Source organism: Bacillus zhangzhouensis (assembly GCF_000715205.1).
Lineage (GTDB): Bacteria > Bacillota > Bacilli > Bacillales > Bacillaceae > Bacillus > Bacillus zhangzhouensis.
In genome coordinates, this window is sequence record NZ_JOTP01000016.1 from 13,950 (window position 1) to 36,314 (window position 22,365).

Annotated in this window: 27 protein-coding genes and 1 pseudogene; 12 read left to right on the forward strand and 16 right to left on the reverse strand. The window is 41.2% G+C overall.

Going from position 1 to position 22,365, the window contains the following annotated elements; translation table 11 throughout:
- Window positions 1-23: 23 nt before the first annotated feature.
- From BA70_RS13110 to fabL, 3 genes and pseudogenes are all read right to left on the reverse strand, one after another.
- The gene (locus BA70_RS13110; protein ID WP_034323036.1) at window positions 24-284 is read right to left on the reverse strand and encodes a YgaB family protein; all 261 of its coding nucleotides are present in this window, start codon (window positions 282-284) and stop codon (window positions 24-26) included.
- Window positions 285-458: 174 nt separating this feature from the next.
- Window positions 459-605: pseudogene (locus BA70_RS13115) on the reverse strand (gamma-type small acid-soluble spore protein); the annotation flags it as partial.
- Between the two features lie 74 nt (window positions 606-679).
- Window positions 680-1,432: an enoyl-[acyl-carrier-protein] reductase FabL gene (fabL, locus tag BA70_RS13120; protein ID WP_024425211.1), complete on the reverse strand. Its 753-nt coding sequence runs from the start codon at window positions 1,430-1,432 to the stop codon at window positions 680-682.
- Window positions 1,433-1,513: 81 nt separating this feature from the next.
- On the opposite strand from fabL, the gene BA70_RS13125 reads away from it, so the two are divergent.
- Window positions 1,514-1,738 carry a hypothetical protein gene (locus BA70_RS13125; protein ID WP_008341962.1) on the forward strand — a complete coding sequence of 75 codons (225 nt, stop codon included), beginning with the start codon at window positions 1,514-1,516 and terminating at the stop codon, window positions 1,736-1,738.
- On the opposite strand, the gene mutY is transcribed toward BA70_RS13125, so the two are convergent.
- Window positions 1,725-2,825 carry an A/G-specific adenine glycosylase gene (gene mutY / locus BA70_RS13130; RefSeq protein ID WP_034323040.1) on the reverse strand — a complete coding sequence of 367 codons (1,101 nt, stop codon included), beginning with the start codon at window positions 2,823-2,825 and terminating at the stop codon, window positions 1,725-1,727. The genes BA70_RS13125 and mutY overlap by 14 nt on opposite strands.
- Window positions 2,826-3,016: 191 nt before the next feature.
- Here mutY and BA70_RS13135 point away from each other — a divergent pair, with 191 nt between their 5' ends.
- The gene (locus BA70_RS13135; protein WP_034323042.1) at window positions 3,017-3,997 is read left to right on the forward strand and encodes a metal-dependent hydrolase; all 981 of its coding nucleotides are present in this window, start codon (window positions 3,017-3,019) and stop codon (window positions 3,995-3,997) included.
- A gap of 81 nt (window positions 3,998-4,078) precedes the next feature.
- Here BA70_RS13135 and rsoA read toward each other — a convergent pair whose 3' ends face one another.
- Together rsoA and BA70_RS13145 are read right to left on the reverse strand one after the other, a co-directional pair.
- On the reverse strand, window positions 4,079-4,300 hold the full coding sequence (gene rsoA / locus BA70_RS13140) for a sigma-O factor regulator RsoA (protein WP_034323045.1): 222 nt from the start codon (window positions 4,298-4,300) through the stop codon (window positions 4,079-4,081).
- A complete protein-coding gene (locus tag BA70_RS13145; RefSeq protein WP_034323048.1) occupies window positions 4,248-4,850 on the reverse strand; it encodes a sigma-70 family RNA polymerase sigma factor in 603 nt (200 codons plus the stop codon). The genes rsoA and BA70_RS13145 overlap by 53 nt, the downstream gene beginning before the upstream one ends.
- Window positions 4,851-5,016: 166 nt before the next feature.
- Here BA70_RS13145 and BA70_RS19585 point away from each other — a divergent pair, with 166 nt between their 5' ends.
- From BA70_RS19585 to BA70_RS13155, 3 genes are all read left to right on the forward strand, one after another.
- Window positions 5,017-5,181 (forward strand): YvrJ family protein, encoded by a 165-nt coding sequence (locus BA70_RS19585; protein ID WP_078061724.1) that lies wholly within the window; start codon window positions 5,017-5,019, stop codon window positions 5,179-5,181.
- 94 nt (window positions 5,182-5,275) lie between these two features.
- Complete coding sequence (locus BA70_RS13150) at window positions 5,276-6,439, forward strand: oxalate decarboxylase family bicupin (protein ID WP_034323051.1); 1,164 nt, start codon at window positions 5,276-5,278, stop codon at window positions 6,437-6,439.
- A gap of 67 nt (window positions 6,440-6,506) precedes the next feature.
- On the forward strand, window positions 6,507-6,929 hold the full coding sequence (locus BA70_RS13155) for a regulatory YrvL family protein (RefSeq protein WP_034323054.1): 423 nt from the start codon (window positions 6,507-6,509) through the stop codon (window positions 6,927-6,929).
- A 4-nt stretch (window positions 6,930-6,933) separates the two neighbouring features.
- On the opposite strand, the gene BA70_RS13160 is transcribed toward BA70_RS13155, so the two are convergent.
- Window positions 6,934-7,401 (reverse strand): DinB family protein, encoded by a 468-nt coding sequence (locus tag BA70_RS13160; RefSeq protein ID WP_034323057.1) that lies wholly within the window; start codon window positions 7,399-7,401, stop codon window positions 6,934-6,936.
- A gap of 219 nt (window positions 7,402-7,620) precedes the next feature.
- Between BA70_RS13160 and BA70_RS13165 the strand changes: the two genes are divergently transcribed.
- Entirely contained in the window at window positions 7,621-8,754 is a 1,134-nt protein-coding gene (locus BA70_RS13165; protein ID WP_034323059.1) for an FAD-dependent oxidoreductase, read from the forward strand.
- A 38-nt stretch (window positions 8,755-8,792) separates the two neighbouring features.
- Here BA70_RS13165 and BA70_RS13170 read toward each other — a convergent pair whose 3' ends face one another.
- The 3 genes from BA70_RS13170 to BA70_RS13180 all read right to left on the reverse strand — a co-directional run bounded on the left by BA70_RS13170 (window position 8,793) and on the right by BA70_RS13180 (window position 13,032).
- Window positions 8,793-11,387, reverse strand: a complete 2,595-nt coding sequence (locus BA70_RS13170) for a YfhO family protein (RefSeq protein WP_078061725.1) — start codon at window positions 11,385-11,387, stop codon at window positions 8,793-8,795.
- A gap of 87 nt (window positions 11,388-11,474) precedes the next feature.
- A complete protein-coding gene (locus BA70_RS13175) occupies window positions 11,475-12,458 on the reverse strand; it encodes a glycosyltransferase family 2 protein (RefSeq protein WP_034323061.1) in 984 nt (327 codons plus the stop codon).
- A gap of 301 nt (window positions 12,459-12,759) precedes the next feature.
- Window positions 12,760-13,032, reverse strand: a complete 273-nt coding sequence (locus BA70_RS13180; protein ID WP_034323063.1) for a YfhJ family protein — start codon at window positions 13,030-13,032, stop codon at window positions 12,760-12,762.
- Window positions 13,033-13,148: 116 nt separating this feature from the next.
- Between BA70_RS13180 and BA70_RS13185 the strand changes: the two genes are divergently transcribed.
- Window positions 13,149-13,298: a small, acid-soluble spore protein K gene (locus BA70_RS13185; RefSeq protein ID WP_034323065.1), complete on the forward strand. Its 150-nt coding sequence runs from the start codon at window positions 13,149-13,151 to the stop codon at window positions 13,296-13,298.
- Between the two features lie 25 nt (window positions 13,299-13,323).
- A complete protein-coding gene (locus BA70_RS19590) occupies window positions 13,324-13,497 on the forward strand; it encodes a YpzG family protein (RefSeq protein ID WP_078061726.1) in 174 nt (57 codons plus the stop codon).
- Between the two features lie 22 nt (window positions 13,498-13,519).
- Here BA70_RS19590 and BA70_RS13190 read toward each other — a convergent pair whose 3' ends face one another.
- Together BA70_RS13190 and recX are read right to left on the reverse strand one after the other, a co-directional pair.
- Complete coding sequence (locus BA70_RS13190) at window positions 13,520-13,834, reverse strand: YfhH family protein (RefSeq protein WP_034323068.1); 315 nt, start codon at window positions 13,832-13,834, stop codon at window positions 13,520-13,522.
- Window positions 13,835-13,837: 3 nt separating this feature from the next.
- Window positions 13,838-14,629, reverse strand: coding sequence for a recombination regulator RecX (recX, locus tag BA70_RS13195; RefSeq protein WP_034323072.1), 792 nt, complete (start codon window positions 14,627-14,629; stop codon window positions 13,838-13,840).
- A 94-nt stretch (window positions 14,630-14,723) separates the two neighbouring features.
- Here recX and BA70_RS13200 point away from each other — a divergent pair, with 94 nt between their 5' ends.
- The 3 genes from BA70_RS13200 (at window position 14,724) to BA70_RS13205 (ending at window position 16,001) form a co-directional block, all read left to right on the forward strand.
- Window positions 14,724-15,620: a TIGR01777 family oxidoreductase gene (locus BA70_RS13200; RefSeq protein WP_034323075.1), complete on the forward strand. Its 897-nt coding sequence runs from the start codon at window positions 14,724-14,726 to the stop codon at window positions 15,618-15,620.
- Between the two features lie 53 nt (window positions 15,621-15,673).
- Window positions 15,674-15,784: a YfhE family protein gene (locus BA70_RS19595; protein WP_078061727.1), complete on the forward strand. Its 111-nt coding sequence runs from the start codon at window positions 15,674-15,676 to the stop codon at window positions 15,782-15,784.
- Window positions 15,785-15,845: 61 nt separating this feature from the next.
- The gene (locus tag BA70_RS13205) at window positions 15,846-16,001 is read left to right on the forward strand and encodes a YfhD family protein (RefSeq protein WP_034323077.1); all 156 of its coding nucleotides are present in this window, start codon (window positions 15,846-15,848) and stop codon (window positions 15,999-16,001) included.
- Between the two features lie 38 nt (window positions 16,002-16,039).
- On the opposite strand, the gene BA70_RS13210 is transcribed toward BA70_RS13205, so the two are convergent.
- Complete coding sequence (locus BA70_RS13210; protein ID WP_034323144.1) at window positions 16,040-16,627, reverse strand: nitroreductase family protein; 588 nt, start codon at window positions 16,625-16,627, stop codon at window positions 16,040-16,042.
- A 272-nt stretch (window positions 16,628-16,899) separates the two neighbouring features.
- Between BA70_RS13210 and BA70_RS13220 the strand changes: the two genes are divergently transcribed.
- A complete protein-coding gene (locus BA70_RS13220; RefSeq protein WP_034323081.1) occupies window positions 16,900-18,156 on the forward strand; it encodes a transcriptional regulator in 1,257 nt (418 codons plus the stop codon).
- 36 nt (window positions 18,157-18,192) lie between these two features.
- Here BA70_RS13220 and BA70_RS13225 read toward each other — a convergent pair whose 3' ends face one another.
- The 3 genes from BA70_RS13225 to mprF all read right to left on the reverse strand — a co-directional run bounded on the left by BA70_RS13225 (window position 18,193) and on the right by mprF (window position 22,209).
- Complete coding sequence (locus tag BA70_RS13225; protein WP_034323084.1) at window positions 18,193-18,660, reverse strand: thiol-disulfide oxidoreductase DCC family protein; 468 nt, start codon at window positions 18,658-18,660, stop codon at window positions 18,193-18,195.
- Between the two features lie 337 nt (window positions 18,661-18,997).
- Window positions 18,998-19,546 carry a thioredoxin family protein gene (locus BA70_RS13230; protein ID WP_034323086.1) on the reverse strand — a complete coding sequence of 183 codons (549 nt, stop codon included), beginning with the start codon at window positions 19,544-19,546 and terminating at the stop codon, window positions 18,998-19,000.
- 92 nt (window positions 19,547-19,638) lie between these two features.
- Window positions 19,639-22,209, reverse strand: coding sequence for a bifunctional lysylphosphatidylglycerol flippase/synthetase MprF (mprF, locus tag BA70_RS13235; RefSeq protein ID WP_034323089.1), 2,571 nt, complete (start codon window positions 22,207-22,209; stop codon window positions 19,639-19,641).
- Window positions 22,210-22,365 lie beyond the last annotated feature (156 nt).

Here is a 22,365-nt window from a genome sequence, read left to right on the forward strand (position 1 = left end):
ACCCAATTGAACGGCACACTTCATTACATCAAGGTTGAACTCTGCTCAATCTGTTTATATGACTTAATCACCTGTTCTGTCTGTTTTGTAAATAATGTTTGGACTCTTTTTAGTTCTTCCCGTTTCTGTTTGATTTGATGATGAAGCCTATGCCACTCTTCCTTTTTTTCATCCTGCAGCAATCGTTTCTCTGTCTCTAAGCACATATCGAGCTCCCCTTGGACATCAAGCAGCTGATCCATGAGCTGCATTTGTTCTCTCACAAGCTGATCAAAATCAGACATCTAACTCCTCCCTTTCAATCGAATCCACTTTTTGTATCTATACCATTTCTTGAAAGAATGAAGAAGTCCTTTGACTGTTTATGTAGAGGTTTTACAGGTTTTGTCGGATGGTGGTGACAGGCAAAAAGAAAAGCACTTCATTCGTAGATGAAGTGCCTTCCTCTGTTTCAGTGATTAGCTGTTTTGTTGTTTGTTTTGCTCAGCTTTTTGGTTGTATTTTTTTACTTGCTGTGCGTCAGTCTCGCTAGCAAATTCAGTACCATATTGACCTTGAGCAGAAGCTTGGTTTTGTTTTTTCACTTGTTGTGCGTTTGTTTTGTTTTGTTGTTTATCCATCATTATCACCTCCACGCACATTAATTTGTGCAGAAGGTGTACTTCCTATTCATGATTTTTTAAACAAGCAAAGAACGTCCGCCATCTACAATGATGGTTTGTCCTCTAATCATGTCTGCCTTGCCTGATACAAGGAATTCCACGCTGTCGACCATGTCTTTAATTTCTACCATTCGGCCAGCAGGAGTGTTTTTCTTCGCATCTTCTAAAAGCTCTTCTCGGTTCGGGAAGTGCTTGAGTGCATCGGTATCGATCGCGCCGCCTGATACAGCATTGACGACGATATTTTTTTGTGACAGCTCAACAGAAAGGTAACGCGTTAAAGCTTCTAGTGCCGCTTTTGATACGCCGACCACCGTGTAATTTTCAAGGTAGCGGATAGAGCCTAGTGAGCTAATGCTGACGATATGTCCGCCCCCGTTTTTCTCCATTAGTTTCGCCGCTTCTTGTCCGCAGAATAATAACGCTTTCGCATTGATATTCATGGTCCAGTCCCAATGATTTTCTTCAAGATCCATGATTGGACGCTGAACGCCAGATGCCGCATTGTTCACAAATACGTCTAAACGGCCAAAGGTTTCGTCGATTTGCTGAAACATATCTTTTATTTTCTCTGGCTGACCTACGTTGGCTTTGACGACCAATGTTTTAACACCCATCGCTTCAATTTCTTCCGCTGTTTCAAGTGCGGCTTTTTTGCTTCTCGCATAGTTAATGACAATGTCATATCCTTTTTCAGCTAGACGAAGGGCCACTTCTTTCCCTACACCTCTGCTGCTGCCTGTAATTAATGCACATTTACGTTGACTCATTATGGTTCATCTCCTGATTTGAATAGTTTTCGTCCATTCGCTTCACACTAATAGGAAAATTCCTATTAGGAGGTTACATTCATGTATGTCGGACGCGATTTAAGCCAGCTTGGCATGATGTCCAAGGATCAATGGAAAGATACTGAGCTTGCTTTTTTTCATCATGCTTTCCAACAAATTTTACCTTATTTAAACGAAGAAGGGCAATCTAAGTATCGAGAAATCATTTCTGAAATTGAAAACCGCGGGGGTCTGCACCGAAATGAAGCCGATTATACCCACGGTACAACGGTTAAATACGACTAGGCTCTTCAAGTGTCATCTTCCAAATTTTTTGGTGTGAGACGGGCAAAGCATATGCCTCAAATTCTTCTGTTGTGACTTTCTTCAGCATCGTGTCATCAGATATAGAGGTAACTCGTCCAAAGAAAACAGAAATATTCCAGATGAGGTGGGTAAATACATGCTGAATGGTGCCTTCTAAATCACCAAGCTCGGCTTGTACACCCGCCTCCTCTTTTAAGAAATCCATTAGCTGCTCTTTTTCCGTTTTTCTTCCCTTCATCGTTTCCAAGTTAGGGAATTCCCATAAATTCGCAAGAAGGCCTGTACTTGGCCGCTTATGAATATAGAGGTTGCCTGCGTCATCAAATAACACCGCTGCTGCCATTGATTTGGCAGTCGGCTTTTTCTTTTTGCTTTTCACTGGGAGCTCATGCTGAACCCCTTCCTCGAGTGCCGAGCAATGCATGTTTACAGGGCAAATGAGGCAGGCAGGCGATGTTGGGGTGCAAATGAGCGCACCAAGCTCCATCAGCCCTTGATTGAATTCTGACGGCTTTTCCCGGGAAATGAGCTGATCGACCGCAAATTCGAAAATGTTTCTCGTTTTTGGTTTTGCAATATCGTCCCATATGGACAAGATACGGGAAATGACCCTCATGACGTTGCCGTCTACCGCAGGATAAGGCTTGTTATAGGCGATACTCAGCACTGCGCCGCTCGTATACGGGCCTACACCTTTCAGTTTTGAAAATTGTTCTTTCGTATCAGGGACAACGCCCCCGTAGGATTCATAGACTTCTTTCACAGCTGCCTGTAAATTACGCACTCGTGAGTAGTAGCCAAGACCTTCCCATGCTTTCATGACCTTTTCTTCATCAGCTAAAGCAAGATCTTTCACCGTCGGGAATTGCTCCATAAACCGGTTGAAGTACGGAATCACCGTATCCACTCTCGTTTGCTGAAGCATCACTTCTGATACCCAGACGCGGTATGGATCTTGATTTTCACGCCATGGCAGTGTCCGTTGTTCCTTTTCATACCAATCAATTAAATCATGCTGAAAACCCGCAATATCTTTGCGGTCCAGCTTTTCTTGAATGTCTTTCATCTTTATACTCCTTCTCATTGAACCAAGGGCTAACGTTCTGAAAAGAACCTTATTTGTTGTATACTGTTTGTAGATACGTTAACATGTTACATTAAATCAAGACAAAGCAAAAGTGATTTTGCACATAGTCTTGATTGGAGACGTATACTTTGTATGATTGTTCCTAAGCATGACAACTAGGAGGTAATCAATTGGATACTGGGACTCATGTAGTAATGGGCATTTCTCTTGGGGGACTTGCACTTTTAGATCCAGCCGTCAGCGCAGATCCACACATGGCACATGCCGTGATGATCGCGACCATCGCCGGCTCCCAAGCACCAGACATTGATACTGTGCTAAAACTAAAAAATAATGCGGTTTATATAAGAAATCACCGAGGATTTACTCATTCCATTCCGGCTGTACTGTTCTGGTCATTGCTGATTCCGGCTGTGCTTTTCCCGTTTGTACCGGGGGCGAATTTACTTCATCTTTGGTTATGGACACTGTTAGCCGTCGTGCTTCATGTATTTGTCGATATTTTCAATGCATACGGTACGCAGGCCATTCGTCCATTTTCGAAGAAATGGGTAGCGCTTGGGATCATTAACACCTTTGATCCGTTTATCTTTTTTACACATCTTGTCGCCATTGTCATCTGGGCCATAGGCGGACATCCCGGCTTTACGTTCATTACGCTGTATGCCGTGATTTTCTGTTATTATATCGTCAGGGTCATCATGCAGCTTCAAATTAAACGTGAGCTGCGTGCACGATTTGATGAGATTGAAGACATTATCATCTCGCCTACAATGAAATTTAGACAATGGCGCATTGCGGTCAAATGCAAATCCTCTTTCCATGTAGGACGCAGTATGAATGGAGAGATCGTTATTTTAGACACGTTTAACCGTGTGCCGGTCCCTGATACTGAAATTATGAAAATTGCCAAGCAAGATGAAAACATTTCAGCCTTTCTCTCCTTCTCCCCTGTCTACCGGTGGGAAGTAGATAAATACAAGGATCATTATGAGGTGCGGTTCATTGATTTGCGCTACCGCAGCAAAGGTCACTATCCCTTTGTCGCGATCTGCCATATCGACATGGACCACCAAATCAAAAATTCCTATACCGGCTGGATTTTCAGTGAAGAAAAACTGCAAAAAAAATTAAGACTCGGCTCTGTGTGAGCGAGTCTTTTTTTGCGCGTAAACACTCATCGTGAAATGCACGGCGGCTTCATACCCCTTATTCGCACCTCCAATCTCTCCTTACAACTTCGTCATATATTCCACAATAAACTCCCAAAAGCCAGGTCCCTCTTGGTAAATCAGCCAGTCTACTTTTTCGATGAGTTTGATATAGAGTTCTTGTTCGAGGTCTTCTCTTTCTTGATATGCCGTGTTTTGTAGTTTCTTTTTGATCATGGGTGTGAAGGTTTCAATGAGTTCTTCCATTTCTCCATTGGGCATTTTTTCTTCGTTCACGGACATCTCCCCCTGTTTCTTCTTTTAGTTTGTTGAGTGCTTTTTTGTGAATGTTTGAGATGTTTTGTCTTGTTTCGCCTAACTGATCGGCTATTTCTTTCATCGTTTGGCCATCGACATAGATTTGAGTTAAGACCATTTTTTGTTTGTCTGTGAGCTGCTGGTAGGCCTTGTACAACATTTGATCTTGTAGGTGCTCTCCTAAGTCTTGCTGGTTGAAGAGCACGGCTTCATACGTATCTGTTTGAACAGGGTCTTTCACTTCTTGATGATCAGGATGATCGAGTATGAGCGGAAAACGCTGCTGCTTTTTTTTGACTCGTTTGTCAAAGTCGACTGAAAAGATGCGGATCATTGTGGAAATATACTTGATGATGCGGATTTTTTGATAAAACTGCTTGAACTCGGAATCTAGTTTTTTCGCATTTTCTTCGTTTGGCTCTTCCATGACTTGCCTTAGCAGCTGCTCGTTTTTCGGGTTGCTTAAAAACTGCTGAATGAGCGGGTGATCAATGATTTCCTTCCATTTTGCTTTCAATAACAGCCGATAATCCATGTGCATCCTCCCCTTTGTTCTCTCTACTTGCATTAAGTGGACAAAAGTTAAAAAAAGTAAACTTCGTGAAACGGGTCTAATGGTTCATTTTCTCTCCCTTTGATTTCCTATTTCTTCTTTCATACCACTTATAAAGAAGACGAGCATCCGCTGGGAGGTGAGACACATGGAGAGCTTTTTTTCAGAGGAATGGCTGAAGCAGCTTGGTCAGGCGGGCTTCCCTGCCATTTTAACGGTTTACTTGCTGACACGCTTTGAACGAAAGTTTGATGAATTAAGCAAGCTCATCCAACGATTAGTCGCTGCTCAAAAAAATGATGAATCAGATTGACATCTGCTTGATTCGTTTCACCTTATGAAAACGAGGGCGAAATGAAAGGCCTTTTGTCACCTCACACAATACGATGTTGAAAGGGGATTTTATCATGAGTGAAAAGCAGAATGGGGTACCACAGCCGATCCGAGGAGAAAAAGGAGCAACAGTCAAAATTCCACGTAATCTCGAGCGAGACAGACAAAACCCAGATATGCTCACGCCGCCGGAAACCGATCATGGAACGGTCTCCAACATGAAATATTCTTTCTCTGATACGCACAACCGTTTAGAAAAAGGCGGCTATGCCCGTGAAGTAACGGTTCGCGAATTGCCGATCTCTAAAAGTCTTGCCTCTGTGAACATGCGGCTAAAGCCTGGTGCGATTCGCGAGCTGCACTGGCATAAGGAAGCGGAATGGGCGTACATGATTTATGGGGAAGCACGAATTACATCAGTTGATGCAGAGGGACGTAATTTTACAGAGGATGTGACCGAGGGTGATTTGTGGTACTTCCCTTCTGGCCTGCCGCACTCTATCCAAGCACTCGAACCGGGAGCTGAATTCTTGCTTGTGTTTGATGATGGGTCTTTCTCAGAAAATAGCACCTTCCAAGTAACCGATTGGCTTGCCCATACGCCAGAGGAAGTTGTGCTCCAAAACTTTGGAATGACAAAGGAGCAATTTAACAAGCTGCCAGAGAAAGAGAAGTATATTTTCCAAAAAGGAATTCCTGATTCCCTTGAATGTGACAAGGTGAAAACAGAGCAAGGAGAGGTCCCTAATTCCTTTAAATATGAGCTGTTAAAACAAGAACCGATTACGTCAAGCGGCGGACAAGTGTGGATTGCGGACTCTACCAATTTCAAAGCGTCTAAAACAATTGCCTCTGCTCTAGTGAAAGTCGATCCTGGCGCCATTCGCGAGCTGCACTGGCATCCAAATACGGATGAATGGCAATATTTCATTTCTGGAAAGGCACGAATGACGGTCTTTGCTTCTGATGGACATGCAAGAACCTTCAATTATCAAGCGGGAGACGTTGGATATGTGCCATTTGCGATGGGGCATTATGTAGAAAATACAGGCGACGAACCGCTTTATTTCTTAGAAATCTTTAAGAGTGATCATTATGCAGATATCTCACTCAATCAGTGGCTTGCGGTCACACCGAAACAGCTTGTTCTTGATCATTTAGATCAAGGCGAAGACTTCTTGAAACTGCTTGACACTGAAAAACATCCTGTGATCGCTGCACCTAAAAAAGAGGATTAATTCCACCTTCCTGCAAAAAGGCTGTCCTTTTTGCAGGTATCTTCATGAAAAGGAGTGTTGTTTACCCATGCAGCAATCTGTTCACGCTTTTTGGCAAGGGTTGAAATGGCTGATGGCGCTATCAGCTATCTGTTACATATTTTTGTTGTTTTGTGTGCTGTTCTTTCATTTGACGGGTGCTTTTTATCAATCGATTTTATCGCTGCTACTGTTTATGGGCATCTACGTTGTACTCGGGATCTCTTTTGAACATCTGGAACACGTGCTCATGCGGTTTGTTCGAAAATGCCGGTCCAAAAAACGATCCATCGTTTTCTATGCCATCTTATTTCACCTTTTGTTTATTTGGGGTGCTGTATATGTATCTGACGAATTGGTTGACGGCATTTTGCTGACTACTTCTGAGGAAATTCTCTTTGCGCTTAGTCTTTGGCTATTTCATTTTTTGTTTGATTATGCGACGTTTCCATTTGATAAGGAAGCTTCGTGAGGCGCTATCGTCTTTCTGTAGAGAGCGCTTGTTTGACCTGCTCCATATGATGAAGATCATGCTTAATTAAACCTTGAAAATAACTTGATAACGTCAGCTCGGTTTGACCGATCAAAAAGGATGTATTCCAGCGAGATGCTTCGATTTTCTTCATTTCTTGAAGCAATTCTGTTCTGACAGCAATAAATCGCCCGATCGTCTCGCTTCTCTCTTCGTGTCTTGCCCTTTCGGCTGACTGTCGATTCATTTCATGCACATCAGGTGCCTTACATAACGCCCGATCGTTCCAAAATTCCTTTAGGCGATCATGTAAAATAAATTCATCCCACGGAACAAAATGTGCGATGATCTCAGCAATGCTCCACTTTCCATCAGCAATGGCGTGGCGCCATTCTTTGTCTGTTAATTCCGTTAGCGATTGTACCCATTCAAGGGTGTGTTCATAGTGTTTTATCACGGTGTCTTTGCTCATGTTTTGTTATCCCCTTCATGTTGGTTTTAACTTTATTTAAAAGAAGTTGATCAGAAATTGGTTAGTTTCATTCTTGCGAAATCATTTATAACATATTATCATATACTTTAATTACCAAATGAAAAGGGGGAATTGTGATGCGCTGTCCTATATGAAAAAGCTTATTTTTTTGCACTAAAATAAACCGACCGGTCTGTTTATAAAAGAGGAGGGAAAATGATGAAATCTCAAAATGTGATCATTATCGGCAGTGGTGTAGCAGGATTGGCTACTTCTTTATTTTTAAAAAAGGCTGGAATGGAAAGTACGATTTATGAAAGCAGGTCAGATGAAGAATTAGAAACAGGAGCAGGTTTTTTACTGTCTCCGAATGGGGTAAAGATTTTGGATGAAATTGGGTGTAAAAATGAAGTGATAGCAAATGCAGCAGTAATAAAGAGGATCCATCAAATAAACAGTGAAAATAAACTAGAAGCTATTTTCAACAATTATAGCGAAACATATTATCATGCCCCTTTACTGAATGTCATGAGAGACCAAATCATCAAATCACTTTTAAAGGAAGTTCACCGTCAAGGAATAAAAGTGGAATACAACAAAAAGTTAACTTCGGTCAAACAGACGTCTCATTCCGTTGAAATTCTTTTTGAAGATGAAACTGTGATAACAGGTGATATTTTAATAGGAGCAGATGGGACTTTTTCGAAAACGAGAGAAGCTGTGGCATTTAACGCCAAATTAGACTATAGCGGTTTTTGGGGACTTCAAGGGGTAGCCTATGCGAAGGATTTTGTATTGGATGAGGCAACGAGTTATTTTTACAATGACGGAAACTTTCAATTCATTTTTGGAAAAGCGCACCCGACAAATAAAATGAATATTTTATGGCAAGCTTTCTCTCAGTGTCCTGAGAAGTTACCTACAAAACATTTTGAAAAAGCCAATAAAGAAACCATTCGAACGTTATTATATAAACAAATGGAACATTGGAACATTCCTAAACACCTTTCTGACATCATCGATCATACAGACATGTTCTTTCCAAGAAGTATCTATGAAATAAAGGATCTTCCTGTGTGGTCAAAAGGACGAGTTGTTCTTATAGGTGATGCTGTACATACAGCAAATCCTTTTGTTGGTCAAGGAGCATCGTATAGTCTAGAAGATGCCATGGTCATATCAAAGATGCTGAGAGATCATGATTATCGGGATGCGTTCTATTATTATGAAAAGGATCGAAGAAAGAGGACAGAAGAATTGAATGCGTTATTTCAGCATATGAGTATTCAATACGATATTGATAAAAAGATGAACGAATACACGATTGAATGGGAGGAAGAAACATACGTATGACAATGCTAAGGACATAATGAAAGATAAAAAAACACCACTTATGATGAAAAGTGGTGTTTCTTGTGTTTTCTCCGTGCATATAAAATCGCAGCGATCAAACTGATCAGTGAGATGAACGCTAGTATTCTGATATAAGGCGGATAGTAGGTTAAGACGATCTCATTTTTGCCTTTTTCTATTGAAAAACCGATGAATGCGTAGTTGGCTTGTTCAATATCGGTTTGCTGTCCGTTCACCGTGAGCTCCCAGCCTTTTTCATATGGAACAGGCAGAATCATGTAATCATCGCCGCGCTTGTTATCATATGAAATCGTAAAGCGGTTATTTTTAAGCTTTACTTGCTGGCTGCCATCATCCTGTTTTTCTTTTTCATATGCTTTCTCTAGAACGTGGTAAGGTTCATGATACAGCTTCAGTTGATTGAGCTCATATGTCCCTTTTGGTACTCGAATGGAGAGGATCTTTTCCGCAGGGACCCGAATCGTCACTTCATTTACGCCAGTTTTGTAGATGGATGTATTGCTTTTTCGTGATGTGACATAGTCGTCAACGGATAACTGAAATCCTTCGTTACGGTCGGTCCGCTTCACATAAAAGCTCACATACACATCGCCGGCACGGGCCATATCATCTGGAAGGGTGATATTCAGCCCACCCGTTTCTCCATATACATCAAGCACGCCATTTTCGTATACTGCTTGTTCGGTATGAATGTTTGTATCCTTTACTCGATCTGGCGAGTGCTCGATTTCAGCGTTTTCTTTTTTGTCTAAAATCACGCCTTGCAGCATCGCATGCTCTCTATCAAGTGCTGACGCATGCTCTAGGGACGCTTCTGAATAGACGGTACTCGTTGTTCTTGCAAATGGGAGCGGACGTGTATTTTCATACACCGCATAATGCTCACTTTCCAATATTGGCTTGAAATAGGCTGGCGGTGAGTAAGACATCAATTTGTCTCTCATATAATACTTCCCGTAGGTCAGGCTGTATAAATTCGCCCTGTCCCCCATTGTCGCATAACGGCTGACACTTTCTCGTCCCATATCAATTTGCAGGTCATTCCAGTAGAAATTTAGCAAATGCTGATTCAATATACTCGAATACACACTCATCCCTTGAAAGCCTTCAAATAACGGGGTGTTGTTACGCACACCATTCATCCAATCAATACGAGCAAGGGGGTCTTCTTTTGAGCGGCTTTGAATCTGCTGAATGAGCTTCATTTGCTCATGTCCAGCATATGCCTCACTATTCAGATACGTATCTGATACGCTCTTAATATTGCTTCTTTCAGATAAGTATCCCTGCTGATACACGCCTGCTGTCAGTAGGCTAATGGCAATAAGCACAGCTGAAAAGAGACGAAGGTGCTGGCGTTTTTCGGCATGCATCCATAGGAAGAACAAGCTGATCACAACCAGTCCTATGCCTGTAAACACAACGATATCCATATTTCCCTTTGCTCGTTCTGATAAGATGACTGCGAGAAGGAATACAATCCAAGCACCTAAGACCGCACGCTTTTTCCACTTCCACTCGATTTGTGAGAAATGCTTGATCGTGATGGCAACGACCGCTCCAACTGTAAAGGCAAGAATGTATTCAAATCTGTACTGCGGTGCTGAAAAACCATTAAACACACTCGCCATCTTTGGGCTAAAGTGAAAAACAATGAGCAACATACTGATGGAGGTGAACATGAAAAACCATCTGTTCCGATAAAGTGGAACGAGGAACAAACAAATGAGAAAGATCACCGGTAATAAATACACCCTGCTTGTAAACAGCAGATGATCATGCAATTCAAACCAAGGAATCGACTGTTCATAAGGCGGTCTTATATTATTGAGAAAGCCGTAAACAGATGGGATAAAAAAGGCGGCACTGATCCCAAAGGATAACAGCGTAGAGATCGCAAGCGTCCAGAAAACCTTCCAGCCGCGCTCCTCGCTCCGAAGCTTGATCATATATCTGAAGACGAGATAAATCGCCAAAAAGATAAAGTGAATGTAGGCGAAATAAAAGTTGTTGATCAGCATCAAACTACAACCCGCAATAAACCAAGCCGGTTTGCCTGTTTTGAAAATACGTTCAACCCCAAGCACAAGCAGCGGGAGCCACATCATGCTGTCGGTAAAAAACTCCCAAAACGTTTCGTGTCGAAAATACACAATAGACAGCCCATAGATCCCGGCACCAGTCAGTGCGCCAAGTCTATTTTGAACCAGCGAAAAAAGAACGCGATAGGCAATAAAAAGAATCAACGTCAGCTTGATCACACTAATCCAAATCACGGCATTTGCCCAGAAATGAATGTCTGTTGACTGTATGAGATGAAGCGCATTCAACAGCCAGACGACAGCGACTGTGACCATAAAGACAGTCGACGTTGTAAAATAATAACCTAATTGCGTATATGTACCGCCGCCTAGACCAAATTGGTAGGAATAAAAGAAGTTCCCTTTGACATATTCGTCGTAAAGCAGCTTTTTAAATGGGAGCATTTGTGAGATGCCGTCCCCATCTCCTGTCATGTACCGGCCTTGCGTATATTCATATAAGAAAAAGGAGTGTCCTAATAAAGCGAGAATGAGGCACATTCCTATGATTATCCATCTACGTTTCATCATCTAAATCCTTTCCACAAAAGATCCACTGTTCTTTGAAACAAAACAACCCAGCAAGCGATTCTTGCTTGCCGGTTATTTGACTCCACGTTATTTAAATAACTGCGTTAACACTCGGTTTTGTTCTTTTGAGCTTGTCTCTTGTTGCATGACATTTGATTCTTGGATCAAATAATGCGGCCTCTTTTTCGTTTCATAATAAATGCGGCCAATATATTCTCCAATCACACCTAGACTCAAAAGCTGGACACCTCCGAGGAAAAGCACAGCCGATATTAAAGTGAAATAACCAGGTACCATCACGCCCGTTCTGACGATTTGAATAAAGGTGGCCACGATGTAAATCAAAGAGAGGAATAAGATCAGTATGCCAGTATAAAAACAAATACGCAGCGGGCGGTTGTTAAAGGAAATGACACCATCAATGCCATAGTTAAATAATTTCTTCAGAGACCACTTTGTATCACCATGCTGTCTTTCTACATTTTCATAATAGATGACCTTTTCTTCAAACCCAATCCAGCAAAAAAGTCCTTTCGAAAAACGATTGCCCTCTTTCAGCTCTAGCAATGCGTCGATCGCTTGGCGTGAAATTAAACGGAAGTCTCCTACGCCATCACGCAAGTCCACTTCAACCACCTTATTCATGATTTTATAGTACATCGATGATAGGTAAGAGCGAAGCTTGCTGTCTCCCTTACGGTTCCGTTTGGCAATGACTTGATGATAGCCTTCTTCATACCCTCTGACAAAATCCTGAATCAAATGGGTCGGATGCTGCAGATCGGCGTCCATAATGATCGCAGCTGCTCCCTTTGCATGTTCAAGACCTGCCAAAATAGCGGCTTCCTTTCCGAAGTTACGCGAAAAGGAAATGTATTTGACCTTGGCACTTTTGTGAGAGAGCTCTCTCATGTATTGAAGCGTATTGTCTTTGCTTCCATCATTAATAAAGATGATTTCAAAGTCATAATGAAAATCGCGAAACTCTTCCTCGAGTGCCTCAAAGATTCGTCTGATGTTTTCACCTTCATTGTAAGAAGGAATTATAACAGAGAGCAATTCTCGTTCCATATCGCACCTTCTCTTCACTTTTTTCACATAGTCTGTTATGTTCATTATTCCTTTTTTGTTAGAAAACGAAACCCTTTTTTATTATCCATAAATTACATGCTTCTTTAATCGTTTCATTATATCAAAGTTTTATTTCCAGTGATTTTCAGCAAGATGAATTTAATGTAACTTTAAGTTTATCCATTGTAAAAAGCCTGTAATTTTGATCACAGACTGGGTATTGTTTCATAAAATTGTTTGAACACTTATATATTTTCCTATTTTTTCAAAAAGATGATTAAGAATGAAAAGGGCAATCCCTTTAGTGGAGCAGCCCTTTGTTGTTATTTTGCAGATGCTCGTTTGCCTTTGATTGTTTATTTTGAAATAAATGCAGCTGAGCGCCGTAGCTCTCAATCCATTCTTGGACAATCCGTTCGGTTGTTTCCTGTCCTTTATATTTGCGGCCAGCCTTTGCATAGGTCGTTTCAAAATCACTCCAAAGCAGCTCTACCCATGTACGTGCTTCTTCATAGGTCAGCATATTGTTTTTTTCCATGAGTTGTTCTGTTAATCGCTCAAAGTATTGTTCCATGTCCGTTCCTCCTTCATCTAGCAGAAAGTGCCTTTTTAAAAAAACCTCTTTTTTCATATACTACCCTTACGTCTTCAAAAGACGCAAATGATTTGTATTGTTTGGAGGGAATCGATATGCGCAATAAAGCAAAGGGCTTTCCAAATCAAGTGAATCACAAGTTTGAAGGCGAACCAGGCGCCACAGACGCTTATGCATCTAAATGGCCAAATGGTGAGACGAATACACGTCCACAGGAACGTATGAGGGCATCAGGGAAACGCTAATTTTTCCAAAGGGAGTGCTTGAGATATGAGTTCAAATGGGAAATCGTATATGGATGATTTTGTTCAATTAAGGACAACCGCTTACCCTCAACCATGGGCGAATGCAAAGCATTCTGCCTCTCAGGTCAACGGAGAAACGCAGCAAACGCAGCACGACATCGTACTTCAGAACAACGTCCGTAAACAGCGTTCGAAGTAAAGAAAAGGACTGATCTCTAGGATCAGTCCTTTTGCGTAAGCATTGAAATCGGCAGGGCATCTTCCTTATTTGGAGCCGACACTCTGTACCCCCAAGCAAACACCCCATTTAAATATTCCACGTAAAATTGCTCTTCTGTGTCTTTGATTTGATAGGTCGTCTTGGTCTGAATCAAAGCTGGATCTAATAAATAGGCTTTGGCCATATCAATTTTTCGCTCTAAGACGGCATATTCATTCACAATGCCTAGCTGTTCAGCCTTTCTAGCTTTTTCAGAAAGGGCGGCAATCTCCTGCTTTAATTCGTATTCTGTCATCTCACTATAGCGTTTTTCCATCTGTTATTCCCCTTTGTTTAAAACGTGATCAATTGTATCGAGATCAAAGCCTTTTCGGTATAGAAATTGCTTCACTTTCATCTTCTTTTCAAATGATCCGTCATATCCTACCTTGCGCTTTGCCTTCTCTAGCATATACAGGAGGGCTTCTTCTTCCTTTTCCTCTTCTTGTCCATCATAGGCTTCTTGAAGGGCTTTATCAATGATCGCAAATGAAAATCCCTTTCGCTGAAGCTGAAGCTTGATGCGCTGCTTGATCTCTTTTGCAGAACGATTCTTTTCTTTTCTCACCAGCTTGAGAACCTGATTGACGGCTTCCTCCAGCTGTAAGTCATCAGGATATTGCGATAGCGCTTGTTCAATGGTGTCATCGTCTATGCCTTTTAGCTTTAACTCTTTTTTCAGGACGGAAGGCCCTTTGCTGTTCGTTTTTCGGTGGGTGCTCACATATGCTTCTGCAAATTCAAGATCATTTACATACTTATAATGCTTTAATTTGTGTATAATTTCACTAATAGCAGGTGCTGGTATTTCTTTTTTCGTCAAATAATCGGTGACTTCTTTTACTGATCTCATGCGATAAGATAAATAATCGACAGCCTGCTGAAATCCTTTTTTGACGGAATCGCCGAATTGAATCTCAATGATCTCTGCTTCGTCCAGCTCTTTCCCCTTTTTCAAATCGTGCTGAACGAGCACATCTAGATCAACGCTAAAGGCGTATTTTTCATCAAGGAAGATGTTGACGCGCTCTGTATTGTTTTTCTGAGCAGAAATTTTTGTAATATAAGGCATCCTGTAATCACTCCTTTTCTAAAACAGTCAGGATGTTTCTTCTGATTCAAAATTGTGAAAGATATAGGTATGTATATGAGAGGAGAGATGTCAATTGAATATCGCCATTACCGGAGGAACCGGTTTTATCGGCCAGCATGTCACAAAAGTGCTCGCAGCTGAAGGACATCATCTATATATTTTAACAAGAAACCCAAAGGAATCCGAACAAAATCATTTACATTATGTGCAGTGGCTGACAGAAGGTGCCGCACCGGAGCATGAATTGCCTGCCATCGATGTATGGATTAACCTAGCTGGAAAATCTATTTTCACACGCTGGACAGACAAGGCAAAAGAAGGCATCCTCTCTAGCCGTCTACAATCAACGCAAGAAGTGAGACGCATCATCGAAGCGCAGGAATCGAAACCGTCTGTGCTTATTCAAGCCAGTGCTGTCGGTATTTATGGCACTTCTAAGACCGAGGATTTTACGGAGGAAGCCCCTCCAGCCGATACAGATTTCTTAAGTCATACGTCAAAGCTTTGGGAAGCTGAAGGTCAAAAAATTGAGGCTCTCGGCATTCGAACTGTTTATACACGCTTTGGGGTTGTGTTAGGAGAAAAGGGAACACTGCCTCTCATGACCTTGCCATACAAGCTGTTTGCCGGTGGAACCATTGGCCCCGGGTCACAATGGGTATCATGGGTTCATGTGGAGGATGTGGCACATCTCATTGCCTTTGCCATCCGTCATGACGAGGTATCGGGTCCACTTAATGTCACGTCTCCGAATCCTGTTCAAATGAAGCAGCTCGGACAAGCCATCGCCTCTGCCCTTCACCGCCCCCACTGGTTGAAGGTGCCAGCCTTTGTTATCAAAACGGCACTTGGCGAAATGTCATTACTTGTTTTAGAAGGCCAGCGTGCCCTACCGAAAAAGGCCCTGCTTTCTTCTTATGAATTTTTGCACCCTGAACTAAAAGAAGCCATTTTACATTCAAAGGAATAAAGTTTGTCAAAAACACCCATCCTATGTAGAAACGATATGAGGGGGCCATTTGGATGAAGAAAAAAGAACACCAGCCAACTTCGAAGCTCAAGAAAACCCAGGAAGTTCTGTATCAGCAGGAATTCAAAAAAGCGGAAAGAGCAGCAGAAAAAAGAAGCAAATAAGACGGATATTCCACTCCAACAAGCACATAACTATAGTGATCTTGTAAAGGAGGAGAAGGCTTTGAATAAAGACCAACACAAGAAATCTGTCAAACAAATTGCGGCTCAAGAGACGGATGGCGAATATGTTGAATTTTCCAAAGAACTTGCAGATCCAAATGACGTAAAAGCAATGGCACGTATGAAAGCAGCTGATCAGCGCGCCAAAAAACAATAAGTAAAAAAGCAGACCCTTTTAAACGGTCTGCTTTTCTTTTATTTGATTTCAGTAAGCAGGCTTGATGCCATTTGACGTGATTTTTCCTCAGGTACCTCTTCTGGATATCCGATATGAAGGATGGCAGCAAAACGCTCGTTTTCCTTTAATCCCATGTCCTGTTGAAAGCCCTTGTCGTATAAAATGCGGCCGCTCTTCCATACCATACCGATCCCTTGATCCCAAGCGAGCAGCTGGAAATTTTGAATCAAAGCACTCACCGCGGCAAAATCATCATTTCTCACCACTGGGTTCTCGTCTTCCTTTAATACGACAAATAAAAGCGCTGGAACTTTTGAAAAGTAGTCTCTGTATTGATTGATTTTCTCTTCTTTTGCATCTGGGTTGTTGCGTTTAAAGAAAGCAATGAATCGCTTAACAAATGTCGCTTTTGCTGCATCAGTCGTCGCATATAGAAAGCGCCACGGCTCAGTGATTTTATGATTCGGTGCATAGACCGCATCCTCTAATAATGGCTGAAGCTGCTCAATGGTCACTGCCGTTTCTTTGAATTTTCGAATCGATCGTCTATATCTGACAGCGTCTCGAACCGTTAACGCTTCTGTTTGTTGTTTCATTTCTGGCATATATGTCATCCTTTCAATCAATTTTAATTGAAATTGATTCTCATTCACATTATAAACATCATTTCGTGTTGTTGCAAATAGAGTATCCCTCCCCATCTGCTAAAAAGTTGTTTGACTTTTTCAAGTAATGTTACAATCATATTACGCTTTAAACAAATTTTGAGAAATACGCCAAGATGATGAAATAATATCAGGTATTCCCATTTCATCTGATTCGGCCATTTTTTAAAACAGCTTTCAACCCATGATTGGAAGGGAGGCTTCTGGATGGAATGAAAATCAATATTGGGCAAATCATTAAGCTCTATCGTTATAAACAAAATATGACCCAATCTGAATTGGCAGAAGGGATTTGTTCTGTCTCTCATTTAAGTAAAATTGAAAATGGCTCAAAGGAGGCCAATCAAGATACGATCAATCTGCTGCTTGAAAAGCTTGGCATCAGTCAAGAATCGCTGTCGCAAAAGGCGCGTCACCTGCTGTCATTGCTAGATGAATTTCAAATGAACATGTATTTCTATGCACTCGATCAGGCTGAACAAAATGCAGAAATGATCATTCATCACGAAGAGCAGTTCTTTTCGCTAGATTTAGGGATTCAGTATCATTTGTCCTTATTTCAATTTTATTTATTAACGAAAAAACAGCCGCTTGCCTTAAAGACACACCGCGTGCTCAAAAAGTTTGAAAAAACCTTTATTAAAAGGGAAAAAGAAATTTTCGAATATCTAGATGGCATTCATCAGATTAAAAATGGTCAGCTCGAAGAAGGACTGAAAAAGCTTGAAAGCTGCTTTTCTTATGCTTCTGTTGAACAGAGCGACCTGTATTATCACTATGCAAAAGCGCTTGGCAACATGGGACATCTTGGTGATGCGCTTGAAGCCACACATCAAGCAATGGATTTATATAGACAAAAGAACAATTTCAAGCGGATTATTCATTGTACACTCATTCATGGCGTGATCTCACTGGAACTAAAAGCCTTTCAAACCGCTAAAAAATATTTAAAAGAAGTGATTTTGCACACTTCTCTTCACCCTGATGCCTATATTAAAATGACGGCTTATTTTTATTACGGGGTGCTCTTAAAACGTGAAGGTGATTTCTCTTCTGCTGTGCCTTATTTACTAGATTCACTCAATTACTTTAATCAAGAACAGATAGAAGATCGTTACTGTGAAACGCTATATGAAATTGCAACATTATATGCTGAATATGACCGCAAAAAGGCCCTTCCCTACATACACGAGCTGTTAAAACAGCCTCGTATTCAGCCAAACTGTTTATATATGATCAAAATCTATAAATTGATGATTGAGGAGAATCCTCATGATTTGAAAACCTATTTAGTCGAAGCAGCCATTCCCTACTTTGAACAAAATCAGCTGCACAGTGAGTACTTGTTTGCTCTTAGAACCTTGCTTTCCTATGCAGCTTCTCAGCTTGACGAACGTGCGTATATGTCCTACACGGGGAAGCTGCTTGATCACCTAGCGTCATATATTCCCTATTACAAAAAAGCATGACCTTCTGCCGATCAAAGGTCATGCTTTTTCTTTTCATTAAATGGTTTTTTGTTGATCTGTATCTGGACGGGTGACTTGTTCGACAGAATGAATATACCGTTTTCTCGCAAAATAATCATACGCATGCTGTCCAAATCCTAGCCAAATGCTGAGCACAATGAATGGGACCGTTCCCCATAATGCTGGGATGTTATAAGCAATACGTAGCAAAGTATAGATCCCTGAATTTTTCTGATTTTTGGCTAAGGAAATAGACACGATTCGTTTTTCTGCCTTCTCTTCACTTATTTTATTGAGCCTAAGCAGCTGTGAATGTCTAAATGATTCAAAGTGAATACGGTTCTTCCAATCGAGTGATTTTAGCAGGTCAATCGCTTTTGCACATGTAGGACTTTGTCCATCATAAAACACAAGCAGCCTGAGTGATTTGATGGAACGCTGTTCTCTTTTTTTTGATTCAGCAAGCTTCTTCTTTTCTTGGTCGAGATAAATGATTTTTTTCATAGATTGATCGCCAGCCCTTTTCCGTCATTTGTTTTTTTAGTTCGTTCAAAGGAGATTACAATTAGATTACTATAGTTGCTGGGCCTCTTGTATTGGGAAAAAGCAAACCAACGTGCGTTATATGAGCCTTTAGATAAGGGCAAAATTGATGATTTTATGGCATATATGAGGTTATTCAACTAAAAGTGGTTGGGAAAATCGTGGTGCTTTGCGGTTTTCTGCGGTATTTGATAGAAATCTGCGGTTTTTCTACAACTTTATGCGGTGTTTTGTAGGTAAAACGCAAAAACAAGATAAAAAAAGACTACTTCCCATTGCGGTGAAGTAGTCTTTTGGTTTATATTTTTTCCAGAACTTCTACTATTTCTTTCTCAATATCTTTCCATAAGAAACGATCTGTCGTATAGTGATGTGCGGCTTCTTTCGCAAATACCTTAAAAGCTTCTTCAAAATCAGGTGCATCTTTGTCTGGTTTTTTCTCGTCGACAAAGCGCTGTGCTTCTGCTGAGCGAGGTCCCCATTTCCCCACTTCATTCCCGTCCTGATCAATGATGACGATAATCGGAATCGATCTTGCGGTCCCGTTCGTTAAATACTGATCCATCAGGTCTAGATGCTCGTCCCGAATGAAATAGCGCGCATCAATGAGTGCTTCACTCGCAATACGCATGAAAATCGGTACATTGACCATCGCATCCCCGCACCAATCCGCTGTGATGACAAGCGCTCTGAGCTTTTTCTTTTGCAGCCGTTGAAACAGCTCTTTTTCTTTTTGATGAATTGCGTACTGATTGTACACCGTAAGTAGATTTTCACGGTTTTTCTCCATGTTGTGTACATATGTACGTTCAGCTAATCCCTTTGTAAACCATTCATTCAATGTCATTTTAACATCCCCTTTACCCTTCAACTTTACCACTTTTTCTGTTCTTTTGTCTAAAAAAACCTTCACCTAGTGAAAGGTAAAGGCTTTATGACTTATTGACGCCGTTTCCGATTTGGATCCATTCCGATCAGCTTGGTGACAAGCACCATGGTAACAGCTAGTGACGTATTCTTTTTATACGCTAAATATTTTCCGTGCCATTCGGGTTTATATTTCTGTTTAAACGAACGTAATCCGCTGAAACTATACATATATCTGACGTTATTGAAGATGACACTCGCCAAACGTTCTGTGAGGAACGACTGATGGAATGTGCCTACATTTGATAAAGGTGCCATTCCCATGTTAAAGGATTTGTATCCTTTTTCTTTCCCCCATTGAAAAAGGTGGATAAACAGCGCATCCATCATTCCATTCGGAGCATCATGCATATGGCGCATCAAGTCGATGGATATCTCTCCTTTTTGGTACATCGGCATTAATGACACAAAGGAAATGATCTGTCCTTGTTCATCTTTTAAGAGCGCAATCGGTGCTTTTTGAAGGTAGTCTTCATGAAAGTAGCCGAGAGAAAATCCTTTTTCTTTTTTCTTTCCAAGCCAGCTGTCAGAGATCTGTTTTAAGGTAGAGATCAATTCATCTGAAAAGGGTGGTTCCACCATCTCAAAGGTATAGCCTTCTCGTTCAAACTTATTAGCGACAGCTCGTAAATTCGATTTTTTCTTACCTGATAGAGAAAACGTTTCTAAGTCGACCATGGCTTCTTCCCCAAGCTTAAAAAAGTGAAAGCCTAAGTCATGATAGAGAGCCATCCCTTCTCGTTCTACTTGGTAAAAAGCGACTCGATAGCCTGCTTTTTCGGTCTGCTGCAAAAACTCTTCAAGTACAAGCGGATAAGACGCTTTACGTCCAGAAGGATCTCCGAGCACAATGACGCAGCGGCCAATTCGGCCAAACTGTAGCATCGCCTCTCCATCACTTGAGAAAAACAGCTTTTTGTCTCCTAAAAAGCCAAGATGACTGAGGGCATTTCCTCCCTTTTCTTCTAAAAACGCTTTTAATTTTTCTTCATCTGCTTCTTCCCCAATTGGAAATGCTTTTTTATTAAAAATCAGTTTGCTAATGAAGAAGAAAAGCGGTACACCAATTAAAGCAATCATACTTGTCATCGTGATGTGCCGTTCATTATGCACCAAGTAGTCCTTACTCAGAAAATGCCCGATTTTCGTCCAAATAAAGTTGCCAATGACATTATAGTTAAACAAAACGAGTAAATATCCCGCGGCAGCCGCCACAAACTGATATAAGGAATACGGCGCCTGCTGCTTCACAAATTGATTTCGAAGAGAGAAAAACACCGCCATGATGACTGGCAAAATAAAGATTAGACTCAGGTTAAACCCTTTTAACAAAGTAAACACAAAACCGCCAGCCAAGGCAATCATCGTCAGCACGTAAGATCTTTTTGTTCTTTTATACACTTCAATGGACAAAATCATTAAAATGATTCCGAACATTAAAGAAAGACCATTAAACCCCGATAACAGAAAGCGTGGAATGCTGGTAATTACGCCTAAACGATCAACAGGAAGCACAACAGAAGCCATAATGAGCAGGCCACTTCCAAACGTTAAAATGGATATAGACCCGTACAATAAACGGATTAATAGGGCGCGGTGTAAGATAATTAAGACGTTCGTTGTTTCAATGGCAGGTGCCATCCTTGGGTTGCCTTCAAGACGTCTAAGCGTCGTTCCGGTTAAATCATATGCAGCAAGACAAAGTCCAAGAATAAACGGGAAGATCGAGTATACGAAGCGGTACAATACTAGCGCCGTCAGCACCATCTCTTTGTCAAAACCAATGTATTGCATGCTGAGTAAAAAGATCAAATCAAATGAACCAAACCCGCCTGGAACCATACTGATTAAACCGCCGATTGATGCAATGGCAAACACACCTAATACAATACGGACATCGACGTTCATCCCCATTGAGACGACAGCCATGTACATGACAAGACCTGCTGCCAGCCATTCTAAAAACGATGCGCCAATATAAGCGTAGATCGGGTGCTTCAGTCCATTTTCGCCGCTCTCAATCGAACTTTTTCGAACCGAGGCCATGATGATGTAAATTGGTACAATACAGGCAAAGATAATGACAAATGCCCATAGCCACGGCTCCTGACTAATAATACTTTCAACAGGCAGAACCCTGACCAAGATCAAATCACTGAAAATAGATAGACCCAAAAGGACAGAGGATGTCAAAAGGGCAATGCCTTTCAGCAGTTTTTTCGTATCTGTTATGTACTCCTTGTATAGAAGTGTTCTGAGCCCTGCTCCCGATAAGCCGCCGAAACCAAGTACACTATTAAAGGAGTTCGCAATCCAAGAAATACGAATCGTTTTCCAGCCGCTGATTGGCATATTAAGGCTTTTTCTTAAAATAAAATCATATAAGGACATCGATAAAACCGCGACAAGTCCAAGAAAGACAAGAATAAACAAGTCCATTCGATTCAAGCTGTCAATAATATAAAAAGTCTTTTTAATGGAAAGGCCGCTGAGCTCCTGCTTGGCGACAAAAATTAAGACAAGGATAATCACGATCGGAAAAAGCATTTTCAAGACCGTCATACCCGTTTTTTTGTTCCACATGTTTTCCCAACTTTCTAGGTTGCTTCATTTATTTCAACTGATGATTATTATACAACAAATACCACTTGATTCATGCAGTTTAACATTCAAAAGCTTGATGATACTTTCAATTAGAAGTAAAAATCAGTAATATAAAGAAAAGAGCCGCTTAAAGGA